This window comes from Paenibacillus sp. 2003 (assembly GCF_031455635.1).
Taxonomy (GTDB): Bacteria; Bacillota; Bacilli; order Paenibacillales; family Paenibacillaceae; genus Paenibacillus; species Paenibacillus amylolyticus_B.
This window is the reverse complement of sequence record NZ_JAVDTB010000003.1, coordinates 536,184-558,221: the sequence shown is the minus strand read 5'-3', so window position 1 is coordinate 558,221 and position 22,038 is coordinate 536,184. Positions and strand designations below refer to the sequence as shown.

Sequence of the window (22,038 nt, the reverse complement as noted above, 5' to 3'; positions counted from 1 at the left end):
GATACTTGGTGAGTCCGTTTATTTCCCAGTAACTATCCGATCAGTAACAGTAGTACACCAATGACAATCATGACTACACCGAGAATACCATATACTACTCTTGCGCCCTGTCTTCCAATAGTCTTTACAAAAATTCCTGCTCTAAAGCTCTTCATAAACCAATCCCAATTGTTGATACCACCGAGCAAACTAAAAATTCCTGCCGCTATGGCAAATAGTGCGATTAAAACGGGTTGATCTTGCATGTCGTCAACACTCCTTCAATATAATCCTGTCTACTATACCTTCACTTGGTGAAAATTAACAGGCATAAATTAGAAAAAAAACAGCTTGCAGATGAAAGTCTGCAAGCTGTTTTACACCGTCTATATCATGTGTTTTATTGCTTTTTCAAATCGCTTGCCGCCAATAACAAGGTTACCACTTCAGCACGTGTTGCTTCAGCGAGTGGGTTAAACATATTCTTCCCTGTTCCCTTCACCAGTCCTGCATCATATGCAGCAGCGATATATGGAACAGCCCACGCCGATACTTTATCTGCATCCGCGAAACTCAGTGCCGGATTGGACTCCACTGGAAGACCGAGTGCTCTGACGAGCATAACCGTCATCTCTACCCGCGATACTTTACCCGATGAACGGAACGTATCATCCGTGTACCCACTAATGATGCCTTGATCCACTGCCTGAGCAATAAAGGATTGTGCCCATGCAGGTATCCCAGCAGCATCCTTAAACGTCAATGCCTTGTTGCTGGCTGGAAGTTCAAATGCTCTTCCCAACATCACAATGAATTCGGCGCGTGTCGCTGGTGCATTCGGACGGAAATTACCATCCTGATATCCGTTCACAATTCCCCGGGAAATGGCCTGCTCAATGGCAGCAGCAGCCCAGTGATTTCCGATGTCCTTCAGGTCTACAACAGGTGTGGTTGGATTAGGATTTCCTCCATTACCCGGAACGGTTGGCGTAATTGGGTTTGTAGGATTGGTTGGTGTAGTCGGTGTGGTTGGAGTTACAGGCGGAGTAGGTGTTGTAGACCCTCCACCACTGTTACCACTGCCCGGATTACTTCCATTATTGCCACCATTACCAGGATTGCTTCCATTTCCGTCCCCCGGAAGTGGCGCTCCCTTCAAATCCATACTGCGTCCTTCCGTCTTTTGATCGACTGTACCTACACGGTCCAAATGTTCATGGAAGATTTCATAATCGACCAGATTCAATTCGTAGAATCGATTATCATCTTTCGCTATTCTCATAGCTCGATAGAAGTCTCCACCGTTAGCCATGAATGAATTGGTAGCAACGATATAATACCCGTTCGGATCAATATCCGAGTACGTACCATCTGCATTCTTAATCTGAACTTTGACCACACGTTGACCCACTTGGGTTACGGTATTGGTCGTTACATCAATTTTCTCGCCTGGTTTCGTGGAATCGTAGTAGAAACGCATGCCTGCCACTTGTGGGAAGCGCCCTTCTCCCGTTTCCACACCACTAACGCCATTTTCCAGCGCGGCTGTGATTTCCTTGCCTGTCATTTTCAACGCAGACAGGTTATTACCGAATGGCATCACAGTCAGGAGATTACCCAGCGTAATATCACCTGTCTGAAATGAAGCACGAATGCCACCGCCGTTCTGGATCGCGACGTATCCTTTGACGTCGTTTTCCTGAACAATAGATTTCACTTTCTCCAGCATACCATCTGTCATCAGGTTTCCTAAATTGGTTTCCTGTTTCCGCACAGTGCCACGTTCTCCATCCAGGAAGACATTTGTTTTACCGATAATCGTTTTCTTGAACTGTTCCAACTGAGGAGCATATTCTTCCAGCTTGTTTGCAGCTTCCACATCATCAGCATAGATGAATTGGTTGGTAGCATCTTTCGTATCCAGACTCAGCAATTTGCCATTCCACTTCTTCAATATACCTGCTTCATCAAACGTAACATCCAATTGACCAAGAGAAACGTCATATTCCCCAGTCTGCACAACCAAAGTTGGGTCCGCATGGGTATCCACCAAAACTGGTGCGTTCAGAATGGTGTGTGAATGACCACCTACCACAATATCGATTCCTTCTACGGCTTCAGCTAATTTCAGATCCTCAGAGTAGCCAAGGTGAGTCAAAGCAATGATTTTATTAATACCTTCATTTTGCAGCATTTGTACAGTTGCTTGTGCACTTGCCTTGTAATCCGTAAACTTCAAGTCATCTCCTGGTGAAGAAAGAGATACCGTGTCAGGTGTCGTTAATCCGAAAATACCGACTCGCTCACCATTCACTTCCGTAATAATCGCCGGATAGATTTCGGCTTTATCAGCCGGGTTACCGATGCTATTGTTGTACAAACCGCTCAAACTCGCATCCTTTGAATAATCAATATTAGCACTCACAAACGGGAACTCTGCTTTTTCAATAAATGATTTCAGTACGCTTGGACCTTTATCAAACTCATGGTTACCAAAAGTCATGGCATCATATCCGATCATGTTCATGAACTCCAGATCAGCCAGACCATTAAACAGATTGAAGTACAATGTACCAGAGAATACATCCCCTGCATCCAGCACCAGGGTACTATCATTGCGTGCTTCCTTAATTGCCGTTACTCGGCGCGGGATGTTATCCAGATGCGCATGCGTATCATTCGTGTGTAGTACGCGCAGGTTAAAGTCCCCTTCTTCCACTGGGTCTCCAATACTCAATTGTGCGAGCAGTGGGTCATGGTCACTCACCCGTCCATCTGCTGTCTCAAAATCGGCATTCACATGTACCACTTCGATGGCTGCTGTCTCAGTTAGGTTTTTGCTCACCAGTATGTGATCCAGTGTCTGAGAGTTTCCATCATAGATGTAGGAGTAACGCTGATTCTCTGGCAGTTCGTTTACCAGATTGTCCAGTTCATTACCTTCGACAATGTTCAATGTATTTGAGAATTGGAAGTCATTGAAATCACCGAGAACGGCGACATTTACATCAGGGTCTTTGTTCAGTAACTCTTTCACAAATCCATTCACCAATGCAGCTTGCTTCGCACGTTGAATTTCACTGCTTCGAGTGGCAGGCTGTATGTTTCCAAAAGGTTTCAGGTCTCCACCTTTGGAATTGAAGTGATTGGCAATCACCACTACACGTTCACCATTGAATTCGAATTCAGCGGCAAGTGGTTTGCGGGAGCTGGCGAACGCCTCATCCCCTGGTGCAATACGACCCGGGTTATTGGAGAGACTGCCGTCAGCTTTGACTGTGATCGCTGTCGTAGCATTTCCTTTTCCGATACCAGTAGCCAACGATACACGGTTCGGTTGATAAAGGAATCCTACACGAATATTGGCACCAGGTGCCCCGCCATCCTTGTTATTTTCCGGAGAAATCTCACTATATCGATATGTTGGTCCGTTGTTCGTTTTGATTGCATCAATTAGAGTCTGAAAACTCTCATTGGACGCTGTTGTGCCCGTGTCGGCATCGCCATCGTTATCCTGAACTTCCATAATGCCAATGATGTCTGGCGTGTTCAGATTATCCACGATAATTTTGCCGATTTTACTGGCTCGTGTTGCATCTTTTTTGCTAAAGTTCTCCACATTAAACGTAGCAATGGTCAGTTTATCTGCCGCTTGTTCAATGGAAGTAGTCGCTTGTTTCGTTTCTCCAGGGATAACTGCTGGCAAACTCCCTTCCGGACTCACCTTGAAATTGCCACTAGAGTAGGTCATTACTCCGACTACATTACCATCCAACTTATCGCCTGTTTTTACTGCTTTGGAAGGTTTCTTGCCGATAAACAGACGCTGCGGGTTGAGATCACTTTCATTTACACCTTTCTTGTTATCGGTCAGAATTACACCACCATTAGGTGTGCGAAGTGGGTTGTTCTCACCATTATCCACAACAACGGCCAAGCCCGGTTGACTAGAGTAAGGACCTATAATTTCAGGCTTTTCCAGTTCAACACGCATGCCTTCCAGACTTTCATAGAAGTCTATCGCATCCGTCTCGGGATTAAATTCTGCAAAAGAGTCCGAATCAATGACTGTTGGAATGACTCGTCCATTGACACCCAACTTCACAGGTGCAGGTAGATCGACTTTTTCGATCGATTTTACAATGGTACTTCCCGTAATTTGCGTGGTGGTTAACTCGTTAACCGCTCCATATTCCGTAACTTTACCGGATACCTTCACTTGATTGCCAACGATAACTCCATGACTAGGTTTATATACCTGAATGGCTTCGGAGGTCCGAACATCATTGTCAATCTCATCCGGGATCTCTTGCATGTAAAAACTGCTTGTACTGACGGAGGTAACAATACCTTCGATATCCTTAACATCATATCCGTTAAAAACAGAGGTATGTCCTGCACCCTGAATATCATGGATTCGCAAATTTTCTTTATCAGGAAGTATTTGATACGTAAAGGTGTACACTGCACTGGATTGTCCATTAAGAATGGCAACAGCCTTGATTACGATGTCTTGATCAATCACTATTGGACTACTATACATGTCGGAAGAAATAGTAGGCTCTGTTCCATCCGTTGTGTAATGTACGACTGCGCTCTTGGCTGGAGAGGTTAATATGACTTCATTGTTTCGGGGAATCCCGCCGGATGGAACACTTGCCATCACAGACAGGCTATTTTCTACAACATCTGCGGCTGTCCTAGGCAAAATCTCTAATCCGTAATTACTGTTGAAGGTTAGAACACCTTGCACATATTCGTAGGTTTTGCCGACCGTTAGCGCTGTAGGAGAGTTTTTGGCATAAATCGTCATCTCGGCACCATGGCTATCCGTAGCGTAAAACGTCGAACTACTGCCTCGTGTTACCTGAATATTTCTTACTTCGACAAACATTCCCTCATACTTTTCGCCTGCACCTTTGCTACTTTGATCTGATGGTCTTACAAAGTCTGTGGACACCATATTTTTAGGTTCTGGGATTGTTACATTTTGCTCAGTTACCTTGATGTATCCTTCGGTAAAACCTGACTTATCCTTCTCGATCTGGACGAGTCCGCTGTAATGGGTTATTGGACCATACACTTCTATTCGATCCCCCACCTCAACTTGATTCTTCGCTCGGACTACAATGCCAGCTTCTTCATCTTGGATATAATAATTCGTGAATTCTCCGGAGAGTTCACTGTACGTTACGACACCTGAAACGGCTACATTTGTATTTGGTGCAAGTATTCGCGCATCTGCAATGGATATGATTCCAGTCCCGTCTGCTTCCTGCACTTCTGCATTATCCGTCTCAGCTGGTTCCTCACTCTCAGGTCCATCAAAAGCATCATCTTCATTGGTCGGTGACTCTGGGCCTGACGATTCTTCAGTTGGGACAGCATCTGGTATGGAGGTCTCCTGATCACTTGTTTGTGGCTCTTCCGTTACTACACTTTCCTCTTCAGCATATGCGGTGCTACTTAATCCGCCTATTGGTACTGCACCTGTAACGACAAGAACGAAAACCAGAAACCCTTGAACCCAACGTTTCACTTGCTTGTTTTTCATTCGTCCTACCCCCATGTTTTTAACTTGACAATCATTTGTTCAGACAGCTTGTACATTAGTTCAAATATAAGATAACTGAATAAGCGACCTGTGTAAATAATATTTCTTCGTTATGAAAGAAAATAGAACACTTATATCACATTTTCTAAACTAATCTCTATAATAATGAATAAATAGTACTAAATTTCAACTAAAAACACGTTATTAAGCCTATTAAAGTTACATAAGTGTTAGATATATGGTTATTTAATGTCAAATAAATTAACATTTATAATGAATGTATATACGAATTCGACATTTAGTGACAGTCCTCATTTCTTTAAACCCACTAAAACCTGAGTCTTGAGACATGCATTTTCACATGATAAAACGATATGTACGGATCACTTTAGATCACCACATTAACTGAGTATAAAAGAGAACTATTAAGCGCAAAATCAGTATGAGTTAATAGAATGTTAATTATCACCTGATAATTAACAAAGACATATAACCACATCAAAAAAACCACAAGAACATCTCCAATTACTCTCAGAGACTTTCTTGTGGGATAATATAAAATATGAAAAATGATACTAATTTCACTTTTTCGAAATGTTACAGACGGTTTTCAATATACTTCCGTGTCTGGTGTCAAAGTAATATTACTTCCATAGGGTTCAATTAATCCTTGTTGCTCCAAGTACTGGTCAACGTATCGATCTGCATTCAGTGAAGTTGAACCAATCCAGTCTGAATACGTTTTTCCAAACATTTTATATAGTATGTCACTAGTATATTCATTACTTAATTCCCCAAAAACAGTATATAACTGTTTTACCGTATTTGTGTGTTTTTTCCCCTCTAAATCGGTCCATGTTACTTTTTTATTCAGATCTACCTTTCTTATATCCTTAGTATATATTTGTACAGTTGACCCATTGACTTTGAAGTACACACGGATGCTTTTTTCGTAAGGATGACCCTTGAGAATGCTCCACCCTTTCATGTCTCCAGTAGCTGGTACAGCATAAAGTTTTCCTTTTGTTGGGGTTGCAGCTGTTACACTGTTTTGTTTTTGAGGTTGTTCAATATTGATAGTCATTTTTCCCTTACCAATGGATATTTGCATCTGCTTAGCTTTAGAGTTATAAGTCAACACTCCATCCAAAGCATCTGAGAGAACAGAGGCAGGAAACAAAGTTACGCCATTTTGAACAAGTAGTGGTGACTTGAGAGTTAATGGCTCTCCATTTAAAGTTGCCTTTGTTCCAGTTTTCGGGAGAGTTAGTCTAGTAGAACCAATTTTAATCTCGAAGGTGCCCTGTTGAGCAATATAATTAACACTCCCCCCCAGTGCCTTGAATACCTCTTTCATCGGAACAAGAGTCACACCATTTTTTATGTATCCCCCATCAATCGCTTCATCCAAACTACCTGAGATGGTAACTGATCTTTCAACATTTTCGACTTTAACAGTAATTGTTGAAGAACCTACACCTGTTACCTTTACCAGCCCAGTGCTCAGCACTTGAAGTATATGAGGTTCACTGATCGTATAATCTGTTTTCGAAAGACCCGTATTTCTTCTGTAATATGGATCGTTATCGCTATGTATTGAGAATTCGTCATCATACACAACAACTATATTAAGATTAATCTTAGAACCGACCGAAACTGTAGTATTAGGGATGAGTTCAATATTTTTAACTTTAAGTTCCTCCCCATAAACACTTGAGACAAAAAATAACATAAATACCATCATTAGAACCGTTACTCTTTTCATTCACTTGTACTCCTTCTTATTTTTATTATGTCTATTTCTCTTCATGAATCTATTTATTGGGATACCCCTTTTAGCTTCCTATTTCTATTTTCGGAATCATTAACAAAAAATGTTAGTCTTTCTCTTTAGTAAAACAAAAAAATTGAATGCAGCTTAATCACTGCATTCTACATGGATATGAATTAAATTATTTCTTCACCGTACTGTTATATTGCGCAATCTTGTCTGTAATTTGTTTAGCTGCTGCATCCAATGCTTCCTGTGGTGTACCTTGTCCATTCAGGACCGTTTCAATCGCTCCTTCGACAAGTTGTCTAGCTTCCGGGAATACACCCATTAATGCCCCGGATGTTGCTGTCGAATCCGCGGAAGCGTGCAATTGGTCGACTGCTGTCTGGAATTGCGGGTACTTCGCCATATTATCCTTTAATACTTGCTCATTGTAGGCTGCTGTCGTAATAGGGAAGTATCCTGTCGCAACACTCCAGTTTGCTTGTACCTCTGGTGTAGCCAAGTACTTGATGAATTCCCATGCTGCTTGTTGTTGTGCTTCCGATTTGTTGTTCATGATGTACAGGCTTGCTCCACCCACTACAACGCCGCCTTCTTTGGCATCCGCTGGACGAGGCAGGAAACCTGTTCCCAGTTCAAACTTGCCACCTGAACCTTCTACGATTTTACGTAGGCCAGCCGTGGAATCCAGGGTCATACCGATTTGCTGAGCGGTAAATGCTGCTGTTGTATCGTCTGTGCTACGTCCCAGATTGGAGAGGGTTTTCTCGTCAATCATCTTTTTCCACCATGTTAATGTCTTCACTCCAGCTTCGGAATTCAGCAGAGACTCTGTAGCTGCTTCAGTTCTTCCGTTTCCATTGTTTACATAATCTGCATTCTGGTTTGCAAAGAACTGTTCCATAAACCAGCCGTAGATCGCCATGGATGCACCTGGCTTACCGTCTTTCGCCAATGCCTTTGCTGCTTGCTCAAACTCTTCATATGTCTTCGGCGGGTTCTCCGGATCCAGACCCGCTGCTTTGAACATATCCTTGTTGTAGTACAGGATCGGGTTGGATGTGTTAAACGGCATGGCATTCAATTTTCCATCGATGGTGTAGTATCGGATAATGTTTGGCTCCAGTTGGGACAGGTCGAACTGATCCTTGTCGATGAACTGTTGTACTGGCGTAATCATGCCAGAATCGATCATGAATTTGCTGCCGATCTCATAGACCTGGATAATGTCTGGACCGCTGTCTGAGCCCATGGATGCTTTGAGTTTGTTCAAGCTCTCATCGTACTTCCCTTGATAGATGGGCTTCACCTGAATGTCGGGATGGCTAGCATTAAAGTCAGAAGCGAGTTGATTAATGGCTTTCTCCCCAGCGCCAGACATGGAATGCCACCACGTCAATTGTGTTGTTTCGGCCGCGGCCGCTTCTGCTTGAGCTCCACTTGCCGGGCTGCTTGTTTCAGCTTTTGTTCCGCAAGCGGAGATGACCAACATGAGTGCAGTCAGCATTAATGCAAATGTTCCTCTTTTTTTCAAACGAAATCGCTCTCCTTTTATATGGCTCGCGTAATAATAAGTGCATAGGTGCTGCAAGATGGCCGTTCCGGATATGAATCGTTCTTTTGATCGCTGTTATCCCCGGATTTTTTTCATTCCCCCTCTCAAAGGGGAAAATCCGGTGATAAAGGCGAACGCTTCGCTTCTTCAGAATCGATTCTTCTCCTTCACTACTTTTGCAGCTCTTCAAGAGACTTATTGAAAATGCGAGCCTCATTTTATTCGCTCCTGGTATCAAAACCTTCAGATCTTCCATTCACTTAAATACTTGTAAAACTTTCATTGCCTTACCCCTTCAACGCGCCTGCGGCCATTCCGCGGACAAGCTGTTTCAACCCGAAGATCAATAACAGTAAGGATGGTAGAATCACCATGGCTGTTCCGGCAAATACCAGATTCCACGCTGTAGATTCCTGGAACTCCAACATCGAGATTCCGATCTGTGCGGTTCTCATTTCCGGTGTATTTGTCACCAGCAGCGGCCAGAGATACGAATTGTACATGCTTAAGAATGAATAGATTGCCAATGTACCAAGTGCCGGACGGGACAAAGGCAAGACGTGCGATATGAAATAGCGAATATGACCACAACCGTCGATCCTCGCCGCCTCAAACAGTTCCTTGGGCAGTTGCATGAAGAACTGTCTCAACAGGAATGTACCAAACGCCGTTGCCAGAAACGGCACCGTCAGCCCCTGGTAACTATCCAGCCAACCCCAGCTGCGAACCGTCAGGTAGTTGGGGATCATCGTTACTTCCCATGGAATCATCATCGTTGCGACAAACATGCTGAAGATGACGTTTTTGCCTTTGAACTGCATTTTCGCAAAAGCATAGGCTGCCATACTCGCTGTAATCAGTTGACCAAGCGTTGTCAGTCCTGCGACAAGAAAGGTATTGCCGATAAATCGGCCGATCGGAACAATATCAAATACTTCGCTAAAGTTGGACAGATCGATGGAATTTGGAATGATATGCGGCGGATAAGCGCTCGCATCTTCCGGCGTCATCACGGCCATGAAAAAGGTGTACATCACCGGATACAACACAAGTGCTGCACAGATCGTCAGTAATACATACAACAGCGTTTTGGTCCATGTCGCACTCATTGGTAATGCACTTTCCTTTCTACCCATTTAAACTGTATCAGGGTCAGCAGCATAATCACCACGAACAGGATCAGTGCCTGTGCACTACCTGTACCAAAGCGGAAATTAACGAAGGCTTCCTGATAGATGGAATAGACAAACACATTCGTACTGTCCATCGGGCCACCCCGGGTTAGAATGTTGATCTGACCGAACGATTGAAAAGCGCCAATGATCGATACGACCGTAACAAAAAATAACGTTGGTGACAGTAGCGGCATCGAGATTTTACGAAACGTAAGCAATGCTCCTGCGCCATCAATCTTGGCACTCTCGTAGATCTCATCCGGGATGCCTGCCAGACCACTGGATAGAATAATGTAGTTGAACCCGAGGTTCATCCAGATGGTCATGATGGAGATCGAGATCAATGCCCAATCCGGGCTGGTGAGCCAGGGAATTGGATCGATGCCTACTTTGCCAAGCAGATAATTCAGCATGCCCAGGGTCGGATGGAATAGAAACTTCCAGATCACCGCTGACGAACCGACGGATAACACCACGGGCAGAGAGAATACAAATTGGAACACACGCATTCCCTTGAACCTATTGTGAGTCAGTGCAGCCAGAATCAGAGCAGCTAGCATGCCCGTGGGGACTGTAAACAGGACAAATAGTAATGTCACTTTCATCCCTTGCATAAACAGTCCTGATTGGAACACGGCCTTGAAGTTATCCAGTCCTACATAAGCCGCAATCTGTCCCGTCGGATCTGTGGAATGCAGACTCAGGTACACGGACTTAAACATCGGGTAAAACAGAAACACTGCAAACAAAAGCAGCGATGGTGCCAGGAAACCATAGGCCAGCAGATTCTCCCGCATTCGCTGCACGCGCAGCGAGGCTGTCCGTCGCTCACTCGTACCGGTTACGCGCCGTTTGGCGGCGGGCAAGCTGATCCGGTTATCAAGCTCACTCATCGGATTTTCTTCCCCCTTGTTTCACGCATTCAGTGTGTGTGAAATGTTACATCAACTTCAGCACCACGTTATCTAGTGTACGAGTCGAATGTCACAGCAAAATTCATTCTGAATCAACGTAACGTTAATCATGGACAAGGGACTTTACGCAAATGTGTATCCATTCAAAAGCGCTATCCAGACCGGATTTCACGACAAAAAACCGCAAGAACTCCCCTGTTTGGAGATGTCCTTACGGTTATATGTGTAAATGGAATATGAACATTAGTCCATTAATAGAAGTGACTCATTTTACAATAATCTGTAAATCTTCCAAACGGGGTGAAGCAATGAACCGTTCGAGTTAACGATTAAGATGATATGGCACCGTGGTGACAATCACGTCTTTGTAATTAATCAGATAAGCCCGGATCATGAAGCTGGTCTGGTTGTGCAGTACATTTTGCCACCAGTGCTTGGTGATGAATTGCGGAATCAATACGGTGATGTGATCGGTCTCAGCCGTTTTCCACTCTACGGTATCAATGAATTTCTTCAGCGGCCCCATAATGCTGCGGTATCTCGATTTGATCACGACCAGACGAACACCTGGATTCCACTCTTCCCACTTCTGCTCCATCTTGCGTATGGCCTCATCATCGAATCCAATATACAGCGCGACCACGTGATCCGACATCGTCTGCGCATAACTGATCGTATTCATGACGACCCGGGTAATGCCTGCAACAGGAATGATAATGGTATTGCCTTTGTGGGCTGGTTTTTCCACCTGAATGTCAATTCGCAGCTCATCGGCAATGTTGCAATAGTGACGGTGAATACGCATGAACACATAAACAACGAGTGGCAAAAAGATAAAGATGACCCATGTCTGTGTGAACTTGGTGAAAATAAAGATCAGGGTAATCGATAATGTAGTCAGCATACCGATCGTATTAACGAGCAGCTTCATCTGCCAGCCGGATGGTTTGACCTTGATCCAACGAATCATCATGCCCAGCTGCGACAGGGTAAATGGAATGAACACCCCTACCGCATAGAGCGGAATCAGGCTTTCCGTATTTCCTTTGAACCCGACCACCAGCAGCGCAGACATCACACTAAGAAAAATGATCCCGTTTGAGAAACCAAGGCGGTCTCCTCTGACCATAAATGCATGCGGCATGTATTTATCCTTTGCCATCATGAAGGATAACAGCGGAAAAGCCGAATAAGCTGTGTTGGCTGCCAGGAACAGGATCAGTGCCGTTACACCCTGGATGATAAAATACATCGTGCCCCTGCCAAACGTCGCTTCAGCAATCTGGGAAATGACCGTTGCTTTGGGATCAGGCTTCACTCCGTACCCATAAGCCAGTAAGGTGATGCCGATGAACATGGCTCCTAATATACAACCCATAAGCAGTAATGTACCCGCGGCATTTTTCTCGGCAGGCTGCTTGAAGTTCGGGATCGCGTTACTTACCGCTTCCACGCCAGTCAAGGCCGAACATCCGGAGCTGAATGCTTTCAATAACAGAAACATACTCACATGGGATAGACTTGTTCCGAATTCTGGTGCAGCTGCTTCCATCCCCCCGGCAAGAAACTTGATTCCGCCCGAGATAATCAGAATTGCGATCGAAAAGATAAACAGATATATGGGGATCGCCAGCACAGACGCCGACTCCGTCACTCCCCGCAAATTCATAATGGTTAGAAAAACAATCATAATCAGAGCAATCACAACACTGTAGTCATGCAGCATAGGAAAAGCCGACGTAATCGCATCCGTACCTGCGGACGAACTTACCGCAACGGTCAAAATATAATCGACTAGCAGAGATCCTCCGGCAATCAGACTGGATGTTGTACCCAGGTTATCCTTGGCTACGATATAAGCGCCGCCCCCTGTTGGATAAGCAAATATCGTCTGGCGATAGGAAAAAATTAAAATGACGAGTAATCCCAGCACGGCGATGGAAATCGGAACAGAGTACCACAGGGCGGCGAATCCGGCCGCAACAAGCACCAGCAAAATCTGTTCCGTACCGTAGGCAACGGACGATAGGGCATCCGAGGACAGGATGGCGAGTGCCTTCCATTTCCCCAATTTTTCTCCATCCAGTTCAGCCGATTTCATGGGCTTGCCTATTAAGATTCTCTTCATTTTGCCAAGCATGATCATAACTTCCTTCCGTCTCTCATCTGTGAAGCATTGTTATTATGCAAAATCGCAGAGCCATTGACAATACGTCATTTCACCCGAAATTCGCCAGCGCGTGATAATGCATTCTACGATTCAATAATCGATAACAAAGCCATTCTTGTTCAGCAATTTGAACTTTTTTGAACCAAAATGACGATTGTTCGTCAAAAAAAAGGAAATGGCCTCCGGTTCAATGAACCAAAGACCACTTCCTTGATCTATGCGTTGACTATGTTAACTGCCCAGAATTCCGGGACGAGGAGTAACACCAAACGCTTGTGCCAGTGTGGTCAGCTGCTCATCCGTAATTCTCTGCCGGATCTCGTGACCAGCAACCAGCATATACACTTGGGCGGCCTTCTCGATGGTCTCAATCAGACCAAAAGCCTCATCAATCGTTGTACCTGTTCCGAATATGCCATGTTGCGGCCAGATGACCGCGTGGTATTCTTTCATTTTCTCAGCCGTTTCGCGGCCTATCTCATTCGATCCAGGAATCATCCATGGAATAATGCCAATGCCATCCGGGAATACAACTACACACTCCGTGCACATCTGCCAGAGAGTCTTCGTAAATTTTGCTTCATCCAATTCGTGGATAAACGTCATGGCCAATACATGAGTGGCATGGTTGTGCATGACAACCCGGTGGTTCGGGTCCAATTTCAAACGTTCGATATGGCTCATGAAATGTGTAGGCAACTCACTTGTTGGGTTCGCGCCCGACTTCAATCCCCAGAGCACTTCCAGCTCCTGTCCATCTTGCGATACACGCAGCAACCCTAGATTACTCTCCGGATCAGCGAGTACATTTTTGAAATATTTGCCCGATGCGGTCACGATAAAATATTTGCCTGCCAGCTCCTGTACCGAAAATGCTGGTTTGATCTTGCGAATCACATGATGGATATCGATATATTGGGCAACTTCCTCTTCCTCCAGCAGATAGCTGACATTACCGCCATTACGCTCATCCCAGCCATTTTTCCACATATGTTGTGTAATCTCAGCCATCTCACGGACAAATGGAATATGGAAACCTGTAGCCTGCATTGTATCATTCGTAAGGGTCACGTTCATGATCAATCTCTCCTTATATTGTAAATAATATGGCTTGCCACGTACATAGTAAGTTCCTAATTTCACATTCATTATACCTTTGTTTATCTTTGTTAGTCAATAATAAACACAGAAATATTCTTTTATTTTTTTTGTTTAGTTTTGTTTGTTTGAAAAATAAAACAAAAAAATACCCCACCGGCGCCCGGCGGGGTCAGTCACACATCTATTTAACACGAGAAGGGGTTTACAAGATTTATCATACCTCCGCTACCTTAATAGAAGCTGAAAGCGAAATAAAAAAAGCATGAAAAGCTAGCTGATCCAGTAAGGAACGTATACCTCTTTGGATCGAATTCACGTTAAGCGTGATACGCTGAGGCCTGTCCATACTCCGAAAGAGATTTAAGAACTTTGGAGCATATACGATGGATGCATCTTTCCTGTCGGTTCATAGCGTTCATCACCTGTATACTCAAATCCCAGCTTGATCAAGATGTGACGTGACACTTCATTATCCGGATGATGCCCGGCAAACAGTGCCTTCACATTCATTTTGTCAAAGGCATAACCGATTACCGCCTGCGCCGCTTCCTGGGCATACCCTTTGCCCCAGTGATCCCGGGTTAGATGAAATCCCAATTCATAGATCTCCTCTTCTGGAGAATACGGACGCAGGCCACAGCAACCGACAAACACCTCCGATTCTTTCTCAAAAAGGGGCCAATATTGCACACCCGCTTCCTTCTGCCTTTGAATCTCCTGTGTCAATCGCGCTTCTACTTCATCCTCACTCAGAAATCCCTTGCTACTAATCCATTTGGCAACCTCATGATCGCCCCACAACGCAAATGCCAGCGCACGATCTCCTTCATTCCACGTCGCACATTCCAACCGCTCGGTTTCAAATAAGATTGTTCTGTTCATCATCCACTAACCTCCTGTATGCCAACACAAATCTGCGTGCCGCCTATACCTTAAATTAATCGAATGACCGTCGGGGTAAACAACATTTATAATCTGTATATGTTCATTCCTTGTAATAACACTTATAATTGCTTAGCCAATTTCTCGAATTGATTAATGTGAGGCTTGATCTCTTTTTCTATACTTTTTATAAAAGAATTAAATTGCTTAGGATTGTACTCATCTCCAACACCAACACTTTTATATACTTTTCCCTTTTGATATGTAAACGAGAAGAAGTAGTTATTCTTCAAGCCATTCAAAATATCTCCGGCATCTCCCAAGATTTTAAGACTCATTTTCGAATCTTTGTAAGCAAACAAATATGGAGGATCCGCTACTGCCGCATGCTGAACATCATAACCAGTTACCCACTCATTTTTGGCAAATGTCCCGCTCTGAACACGCATTCTTAACATCACACCATCCAGAGATGTTTCTTTTGTCTCAAGTTCACCTTTACCATTCTTATAACAACCTATTAATCAAATAATAAGACTCTAGTATAATATCACTTTCAATCCAGAAGGTTCCACATAAAAAAAAGAAGACCCCCGTCGACAAGATGTCCGACAGAGGTCAATTGGACCCGCAACAACAATTAGAAATCAGATGTTGCCACTTGAATCGTACCTGTTGAAGCACCAGCTGCACTAGTCAATAAGGCAGCTACGAGCAGCAAGTTTACAGACAGTGTAAGGCTGTTGCCGGCAGGAATTAAATACGTGATGACAGGTGCATTCACGCGAGTAACAACCAAATCAACTGCAAACGGACCAAAGTTGTTAACCGTGATGCTGGCATTAGTGCCCCCAGCCAAATTCTCATAGTAGGATTTGCCCACACCTGCTGCCAAATTATAAAACTGTTGTGGTAAAAGGATGGCCATTGAAATCACCTCCTTTTGCTTTGATACGGTATTCTATGCTTGAAATCTATTAAAGCAACGGTGAATTACCAGTGTCATTACGTCCAATTTTGATAGACTTCATAGATTGATAGACAACTGTACGCAAAAATGCCCCACCGGAACGTCCGATGGAGCCAATTCAGTTTACTTTAATAGTACAAGTCTAACTACGCATACAGCATGAAGAAATTCAATTCATGACCCTGCTGCTTGAGGTAGTTATACAGCTGCGAACGGTGATGGAATACATGCGTTACCGTTTCAATCTGCCATTGAACCTGCAAGTGACCATGTTCCATATAAAAAGCTTTCGTTGAACGATTCAAAAAGTCATCTTCGCTCAATCCCGTGATATAGGCTTTGTAGGATTCGAAATTGCTCCATAACGTTGCTTCAAGCTTCTCGATATCCTCAATCCCCGATAGGCTATTCTCTACCAGCCCAACCTCAGCTTCACCTTTTTCCTGCATAATGGCAAGATCAGATGCGGTAATCTGGATAAAATGATGCACTAGTTCCACCAATGAACGCATATTCTCCTGTGGACGATAAGACCAATCCTCCGAACGGATCAAGCGAATTAACGAAGCCCCCGTCCGTACGCCTGTTTCCAATTCATTCAACAAATGATCCCGAATCTGTAATGTTCCATTCATATATGATGTCTCCCTTATCTTTTATTCTCACGACTTCAGTATAACCGAAGGTGCTACCGATCTATTGTACAAATCGGACAACATTCTGCCATGTTCCCTGGCCGCTGTCAACGGAGTCTCTCCATAAAACTTGCGAAATTGCCGAATCAGATGGGCTTGGTCGAAAAATCCATGATTCTGGGCAAGCATTGCCCAGTCTGCCGTGTTCCCCTGATGAATATCGCTCAGCACACGATGAAAACGAACCACCTCACTGAATCGCTTGGGGCTGATTCCTACCCATTCCGAGAACTTGCGATGCAACTGCCGTTCACTGATCACTTCACGCATCGCCAGCTCTTGGACACTCATACGTCCCCCATCTATAAAGATGCGGTGCAGCACGTTTTTCATCAAATTGTTCTCAGATGTGCTTGCCTGTACGGGCAACGGACTCAAGTACGCATTCATAACCTCTACCCGCTCTGCAAAACTATTCGTTCTGGCCATCCGTTCCTGAAGCTCGTTCAGCTTCTCCGGCCAACATTCCTGAAGTGTAATTCGCTTATCCGTAAACCACTCCAGAGGCATGCCGTGGAAGACATGCGCTCCACCCGGGAAGAACCGGACACCAAAGGTGTAGTCTCCAGCAGGAGGACCATGAACGGTTGGCTCAGGTAGAGCGAACGGCAGTGTATAATTGCCACAGTAAGCATAGGAGTGCTCTGAACAGACCGGGTCGTATGTAATCAGCATATCCGTGCAACCATCCGGCAATACCCGAGCAGGCACAGTCATCACCGATGGCTCTCGATCTTCTCCCGAAGTAACATCCGCATGCGAGTTTGGAAGATATCCAGATTCCCAATAACAGGCCACATAAGCCATCAGACCGGCAGCAGGTATTTTCTCAACATAATAACTGTTAGGGTACGTTCCATTCATCTGAATCGGCTTAAACAACGGGTGCAGACTATGATCCACAATTCCATCCTCCGGTCACTAGAGTTGGTTACACAATATGTATTCATCTATCATACCACCAACCGAAGAAATGAAGAAAAAAAGTGCCCTACCGGAGGACAATCCGATAGGGCCAGTCACACATCTATTTAACACGAGAAGGGGTTTACAAGACTTATCTTACCTCCCAACCTTAATAAAAACTGAAATTGGGATGAATAACAGATCAAAATTCAAAATAAAGAACAAGATTCAGACTTTCAATTCAGTCCGTGCAGTTTGCGAAAACGCTCTGGACTCATGCCTGTATGCCTTTTGAACATCGCACAGAAATAACTGGCATTCTCGTAACCCACCCGATCAGCAACTTCATATATTCGAAGCTCTCTCTCACTGAACATAAGTTGTTTGCTCCGATTGATCCGTTCCTGGTTCACGTAAAATACAGGTCTGATATGGAGCGCCTTCTGAAACAGCCTGCACAAATATTGGGGAGATACCACAGCCACATCGGCCAGTTCCTTCAGCGAAAGTGAACGATCCAGATGCTCTGCGATATAACGCAGCACAGGCTTCAAGCGCTCCAGTTCATCATTATAATTGGCGGATGCGATGAGCAGTGGCTTCAGATCCAGCAGCAGGGCATATAATTGTTTGGAGCATTCAACATCGTAATCTGCGTAATCCGTATCACCGCCATTCTCTCCTCTAACCAGAAGTTGCTCCAGGCCATGCAGCAGCGTGGCTGTCCTGAGTCTGCATACGCGTGAACCGGTAATCCCCGCATAAGATAATAACTGGCTGGCCTCTCTCCCCTGAAACGAGACCCAAGCCAGCTCCCAACGGTCACTGATGGGCATATATCGATGCGGTACATCGGGATACAGAAAGAAAACGTCACCTGGTCCTACGATATACTCGTCTTCTTGTATAATCAGTCTCCCCTGACCATGAATAATCTGGTGGATCTGATAATCCGGGAATCCCTCTGGACGCTCGGTTTCATATTGGTGTTCCCAGTAACCAACCGTCGTCATATAGATCGGCAGGCGAGCAGCTTCTTCTGTTTTACCAAAAAAAATCCGGGTATCCATCCAGTACACCACTTTCTTCATCGTTAGTTTCATATTGTGATATATATGGGCAATATTCTTTATTCTCTAAGTCATCATTCAATTCTATAATGACAATATTATAACATTTCAGAAGGAGTTGCTGTTATGCGAAAGAAACTGGTACACACCCCTCCGGCAAATGGATACCCGGAATGGAACAATAATCCCGAGACTTTTCAAGTAGGCCGTCTACCCGCACATGCATCTATGATAGCGTTTCCATCTTTAACAGAAGCATTGTCCAATGATTCCAGCGCATCGCCATGGTACGAATCACTGAATGGTCAATGGAAGTTTGCCTTTGCGGAGACACCGGAGCAACGGATTACATCCTTTTATGAGAACAATTATGATGCCAGTGACTGGGACGAGATCGCCGTTCCTTCCAACTGGCAGCTGCAAGGTTACGATTATCCCCACTATACAAATATGACGTATCCGTGGGTCGAGCGTGAGCCTGAATTGAAGCCACCATTTGCACCAACAACCTATAATCCGGTGGGTTCGTACATCCGCACGTTTACGGTTCCTGCGGACTGGAAAGACCGGCCTGTCCTGCTGCACTTTGAGGGCGTTGAATCTGCCTTTTATGTATGGGTTAACGGGGAGCTCGTCGGTTATAGTGAAGACACGTTCACGCCCGCAGAATTTGATATTACACCGTATCTGACCGAAGGTGAGAACAAACTGGCTGTAGAGGTATATCGCTGGTGTGATGCGAGCTGGCTGGAGAATCAGGATTTCTGGCGGCTAAGCGGCATATTCCGTGGTGTATACCTGCACTCACCTTCACCGATTCAGATCGCCGATTTCTTTGTTCGCACTGAACTTGATGATGCCTATCAGGATGCGGAGCTACTGCTGGATTTGAAGTTATTTAATCATAATGCGGTGCAGACTACTGCCGGATTGTCCGTTCAGGCACAGCTCTATGATGCACAACAGCAGACTGTACTGAAGCAACCACTTACTGCGGCGGTTACTTTCCAGGGTGAGGATGAACTTTCATTCCAGTTGTCAGCAGAGGTTATGAAGCCGCTTCTATGGAGCGCCGAGACCCCTCATCTGTATACACTTGTACTGTCCATTCAGGACGAATCAGGCGAGACAATGGAAGCGGTTCGCAGCCGGATCGGATTCCGCAAGTTTGAACTGAAGGACGGCCTGATGCAAATCAACGGCAAACGCATTGTGTTCAAAGGCGTGAATCGTCATGAATTTTCCCCGGATAAGGGTCGAGCCATTGGGCGGGAAGACATGATCCGTGACATCGAGTTGATGAAGTCCTATAACGTTAACGCTGTGCGCACATCCCATTATCCGAATCAGTCACTCTGGTACGAACTGTGTGATGAATATGGCCTCTATGTCATTGACGAAACGAATCTGGAGACTCACGGCACCTGGGATTATGGGCAAAAGGAAATGAACGAGAACAATATTCCCGCGAGCAAGCCGGAATGGCGTAGTAACGTAATAGATCGCTGTAACTCAATGTTCCAGCGGGACAAAAACCATCCGTCTGTTATTATCTGGTCTCTGGGTAATGAGTCCTTCGGGGGCGATAACTTCATCGCTATGTACGATTATCTGAAACAAGTCGATCCAACCCGTCTCGTTCATTATGAAGGTACCTTCCACTATCGCCCTTCCGATTCGGCAAGCGATATTGAATCGACAATGTATATCAGCCCACAAGATGTGGAACAATACGCGCGCATGAAGGGACCTAAGAAGCCTTATATTATCTGCGAATACAGCCATGCCATGGGTAACTCCTGTGGAGGTCTGCATCTGTACTGGGAATTGTTCGATAAATATGATGTGTTGCAGGGTGCATTCATCTGGGACTGGGTCGATCAGTCCATTCGTACCACTACGGCAGACGGTGTAGAATATTTTGCTTATGGCGGCGACTTCGGTGAATCTCCTCATGATGGCAATTTCTGCGGGAACGGACTGATTCTCGCCGATAAGACGGTTACACCGAAGCTGGAAGAAGTGAAGAAATGTTATCAGAACGTTCGTATGGAAACCGTTGATGTGAAAGACGGCCTGCTTCGTATCAAAAACCAGTTCCTGTTCACGGATCTGAGCGAATATTCGCTCGTATGGACAGTAACTCACGATGGCAAGTCTGTAGAGAACGGCACGTTGGATATCCCGGTACCTCCTGGCGAATCGGTTGAAGTCCGAATCCCTTACACGCCATCGTCCGATCTGTTCCAGGAAGCGGTGCTGACTGTATCTCTGGTTACGAAAGTCGCAACCAAATGGGCAGGAATAGGTCACGAAATTGCCTGGGATCAGTTCGTGGTATCTCCGCGATTGCATCCAATCCAATCGGTACAACAAGGGCAAGGCAATGCGCTACATGTTCAGAATCTGCAAGATGAACTTAGAGTGGCAACGGATAAAGTAACCTTGAGCTTCAATCCAGCTACTGGCGCGTTAACGTCCTATCAGATCAACAATCAGGAGCAATTGCTCGCACCTGTCCGGCCAAATTTCTGGAGAGCCATGACAGACAATGATATGGGGAACCGCCTGAATGAGCGTTCTGCCTTCTGGAGAGATGCTCACGCTACCAGCAGATTAATTCGCTTTGAGCACCATGCAGACGAGCAAGGCATTCTAGTGACGAGCGATTATACGTGGGATCAACATCCGGGATGTACGCTGTCTATTACGTACCGAATTAGTCCGGATGGCGTGCTCGAAATCAGCCAAACTCTTATTCCAGGCGAGGGCCTACCCGATCTACCGGAATTTGGTATGCTGCTGCAACTGAATAGCAGCCTGGATACGATATCCTGGTACGGCAGAGGTCCGCATGACAACTACGCAGACCGTCTGACCAGTGCACGTCTCGGTTATTACACAGGTGCGGTTCGAGATCAATTTGTTCCATATCTGAAACCACAAGAGTGTGGTAACAAAACCGATGTACGCTTTGCTGAAATTACGTCAGCGGATGGTCAAAGTGGCCTGCATGTTGAAGCCATCATACCATTTGAAATCAATGCGTTGCCGTGGACTCCTGAGGAACTGGAAGCAAACGACCATGTGTACAAATTACCTCAGAGCACACAGACTGTCGCTCGCATCAATTACAAACAAATGGGTGTTGGTGGAGATGACAGCTGGGGCGCACGTACCCACGCTGAATACACTTTGCCGGCCAACCGCGCGTATCACTTCACCTTTACGGTAAGACCTGTATAACACCAAGCAAGCACTGCTGGCAGTATGCCAGCAGTGCTTTTTTT

At 45.1% G+C, this 22,038-nt stretch carries 15 protein-coding genes; 1 reads left to right on the top strand and 14 read right to left on the bottom strand.

The genetic code is table 11. The annotated features are described in order from the left end of the window. Positions 1 to 32 precede the first annotated feature (32 nt). From J2X75_RS17885 to J2X75_RS17820, 14 genes are all read right to left on the bottom strand, one after another. Complete coding sequence (locus J2X75_RS17885) at positions 33 to 245, bottom strand: immunity 17 family protein (RefSeq protein ID WP_047842001.1); 213 nt, start codon at positions 243 to 245, stop codon at positions 33 to 35. A 134-nt stretch (positions 246 to 379) separates the two neighbouring features. Then, positions 380 to 5,533, bottom strand: a complete 5,154-nt coding sequence (locus J2X75_RS17880) for an S-layer homology domain-containing protein (protein ID WP_310338446.1) — start codon at positions 5,531 to 5,533, stop codon at positions 380 to 382. Between the two features lie 610 nt (positions 5,534 to 6,143). Further along, a complete protein-coding gene (locus J2X75_RS17875) occupies positions 6,144 to 7,298 on the bottom strand; it encodes a copper amine oxidase N-terminal domain-containing protein (protein WP_310338443.1) in 1,155 nt (384 codons plus the stop codon). Between the two features lie 187 nt (positions 7,299 to 7,485). Next, positions 7,486 to 8,844 (bottom strand): ABC transporter substrate-binding protein, encoded by a 1,359-nt coding sequence (locus J2X75_RS17870; RefSeq protein ID WP_397383865.1) that lies wholly within the window; start codon positions 8,842 to 8,844, stop codon positions 7,486 to 7,488. Positions 8,845 to 9,152: 308 nt separating this feature from the next. Beyond that, positions 9,153 to 9,974, bottom strand: coding sequence for a carbohydrate ABC transporter permease (locus tag J2X75_RS17865; RefSeq protein WP_036669010.1), 822 nt, complete (start codon positions 9,972 to 9,974; stop codon positions 9,153 to 9,155). Then, positions 9,971 to 10,933 carry a carbohydrate ABC transporter permease gene (locus J2X75_RS17860; RefSeq protein WP_307538990.1) on the bottom strand — a complete coding sequence of 321 codons (963 nt, stop codon included), beginning with the start codon at positions 10,931 to 10,933 and terminating at the stop codon, positions 9,971 to 9,973. Before J2X75_RS17860 ends, J2X75_RS17865 begins: the two co-directional genes overlap by 4 nt. A gap of 343 nt (positions 10,934 to 11,276) precedes the next feature. Further along, the gene (locus tag J2X75_RS17855) at positions 11,277 to 13,094 is read right to left on the bottom strand and encodes an APC family permease (RefSeq protein ID WP_091015362.1); all 1,818 of its coding nucleotides are present in this window, start codon (positions 13,092 to 13,094) and stop codon (positions 11,277 to 11,279) included. Positions 13,095 to 13,355: 261 nt separating this feature from the next. Beyond that, positions 13,356 to 14,201, bottom strand: coding sequence for a rhamnulose-1-phosphate aldolase (rhaD, locus tag J2X75_RS17850; protein ID WP_310338438.1), 846 nt, complete (start codon positions 14,199 to 14,201; stop codon positions 13,356 to 13,358). Positions 14,202 to 14,585: 384 nt separating this feature from the next. Further along, a complete protein-coding gene (locus J2X75_RS17845; protein WP_307538996.1) occupies positions 14,586 to 15,110 on the bottom strand; it encodes a GNAT family N-acetyltransferase in 525 nt (174 codons plus the stop codon). Positions 15,111 to 15,229: 119 nt separating this feature from the next. Next, positions 15,230 to 15,565: a hypothetical protein gene (locus J2X75_RS17840; RefSeq protein WP_310338435.1), complete on the bottom strand. Its 336-nt coding sequence runs from the start codon at positions 15,563 to 15,565 to the stop codon at positions 15,230 to 15,232. Positions 15,566 to 15,747: 182 nt separating this feature from the next. Next, complete coding sequence (locus J2X75_RS17835) at positions 15,748 to 16,035, bottom strand: hypothetical protein (RefSeq protein WP_310338432.1); 288 nt, start codon at positions 16,033 to 16,035, stop codon at positions 15,748 to 15,750. Between the two features lie 188 nt (positions 16,036 to 16,223). Next, positions 16,224 to 16,712, bottom strand: a complete 489-nt coding sequence (locus tag J2X75_RS17830; RefSeq protein WP_091033740.1) for a DinB family protein — start codon at positions 16,710 to 16,712, stop codon at positions 16,224 to 16,226. A 27-nt stretch (positions 16,713 to 16,739) separates the two neighbouring features. Continuing rightward, a complete protein-coding gene (locus J2X75_RS17825; RefSeq protein WP_310338426.1) occupies positions 16,740 to 17,675 on the bottom strand; it encodes a helix-turn-helix domain-containing protein in 936 nt (311 codons plus the stop codon). A 239-nt stretch (positions 17,676 to 17,914) separates the two neighbouring features. After that, complete coding sequence (locus J2X75_RS17820; RefSeq protein WP_310338423.1) at positions 17,915 to 18,769, bottom strand: helix-turn-helix transcriptional regulator; 855 nt, start codon at positions 18,767 to 18,769, stop codon at positions 17,915 to 17,917. Between the two features lie 105 nt (positions 18,770 to 18,874). On the opposite strand from J2X75_RS17820, the gene lacZ reads away from it, so the two are divergent. Further along, entirely contained in the window at positions 18,875 to 21,994 is a 3,120-nt protein-coding gene (lacZ, locus tag J2X75_RS17815; protein ID WP_310338420.1) for a beta-galactosidase, LacZ type, read from the top strand. The last annotated feature ends 44 nt before the right edge of the window (positions 21,995 to 22,038 follow it).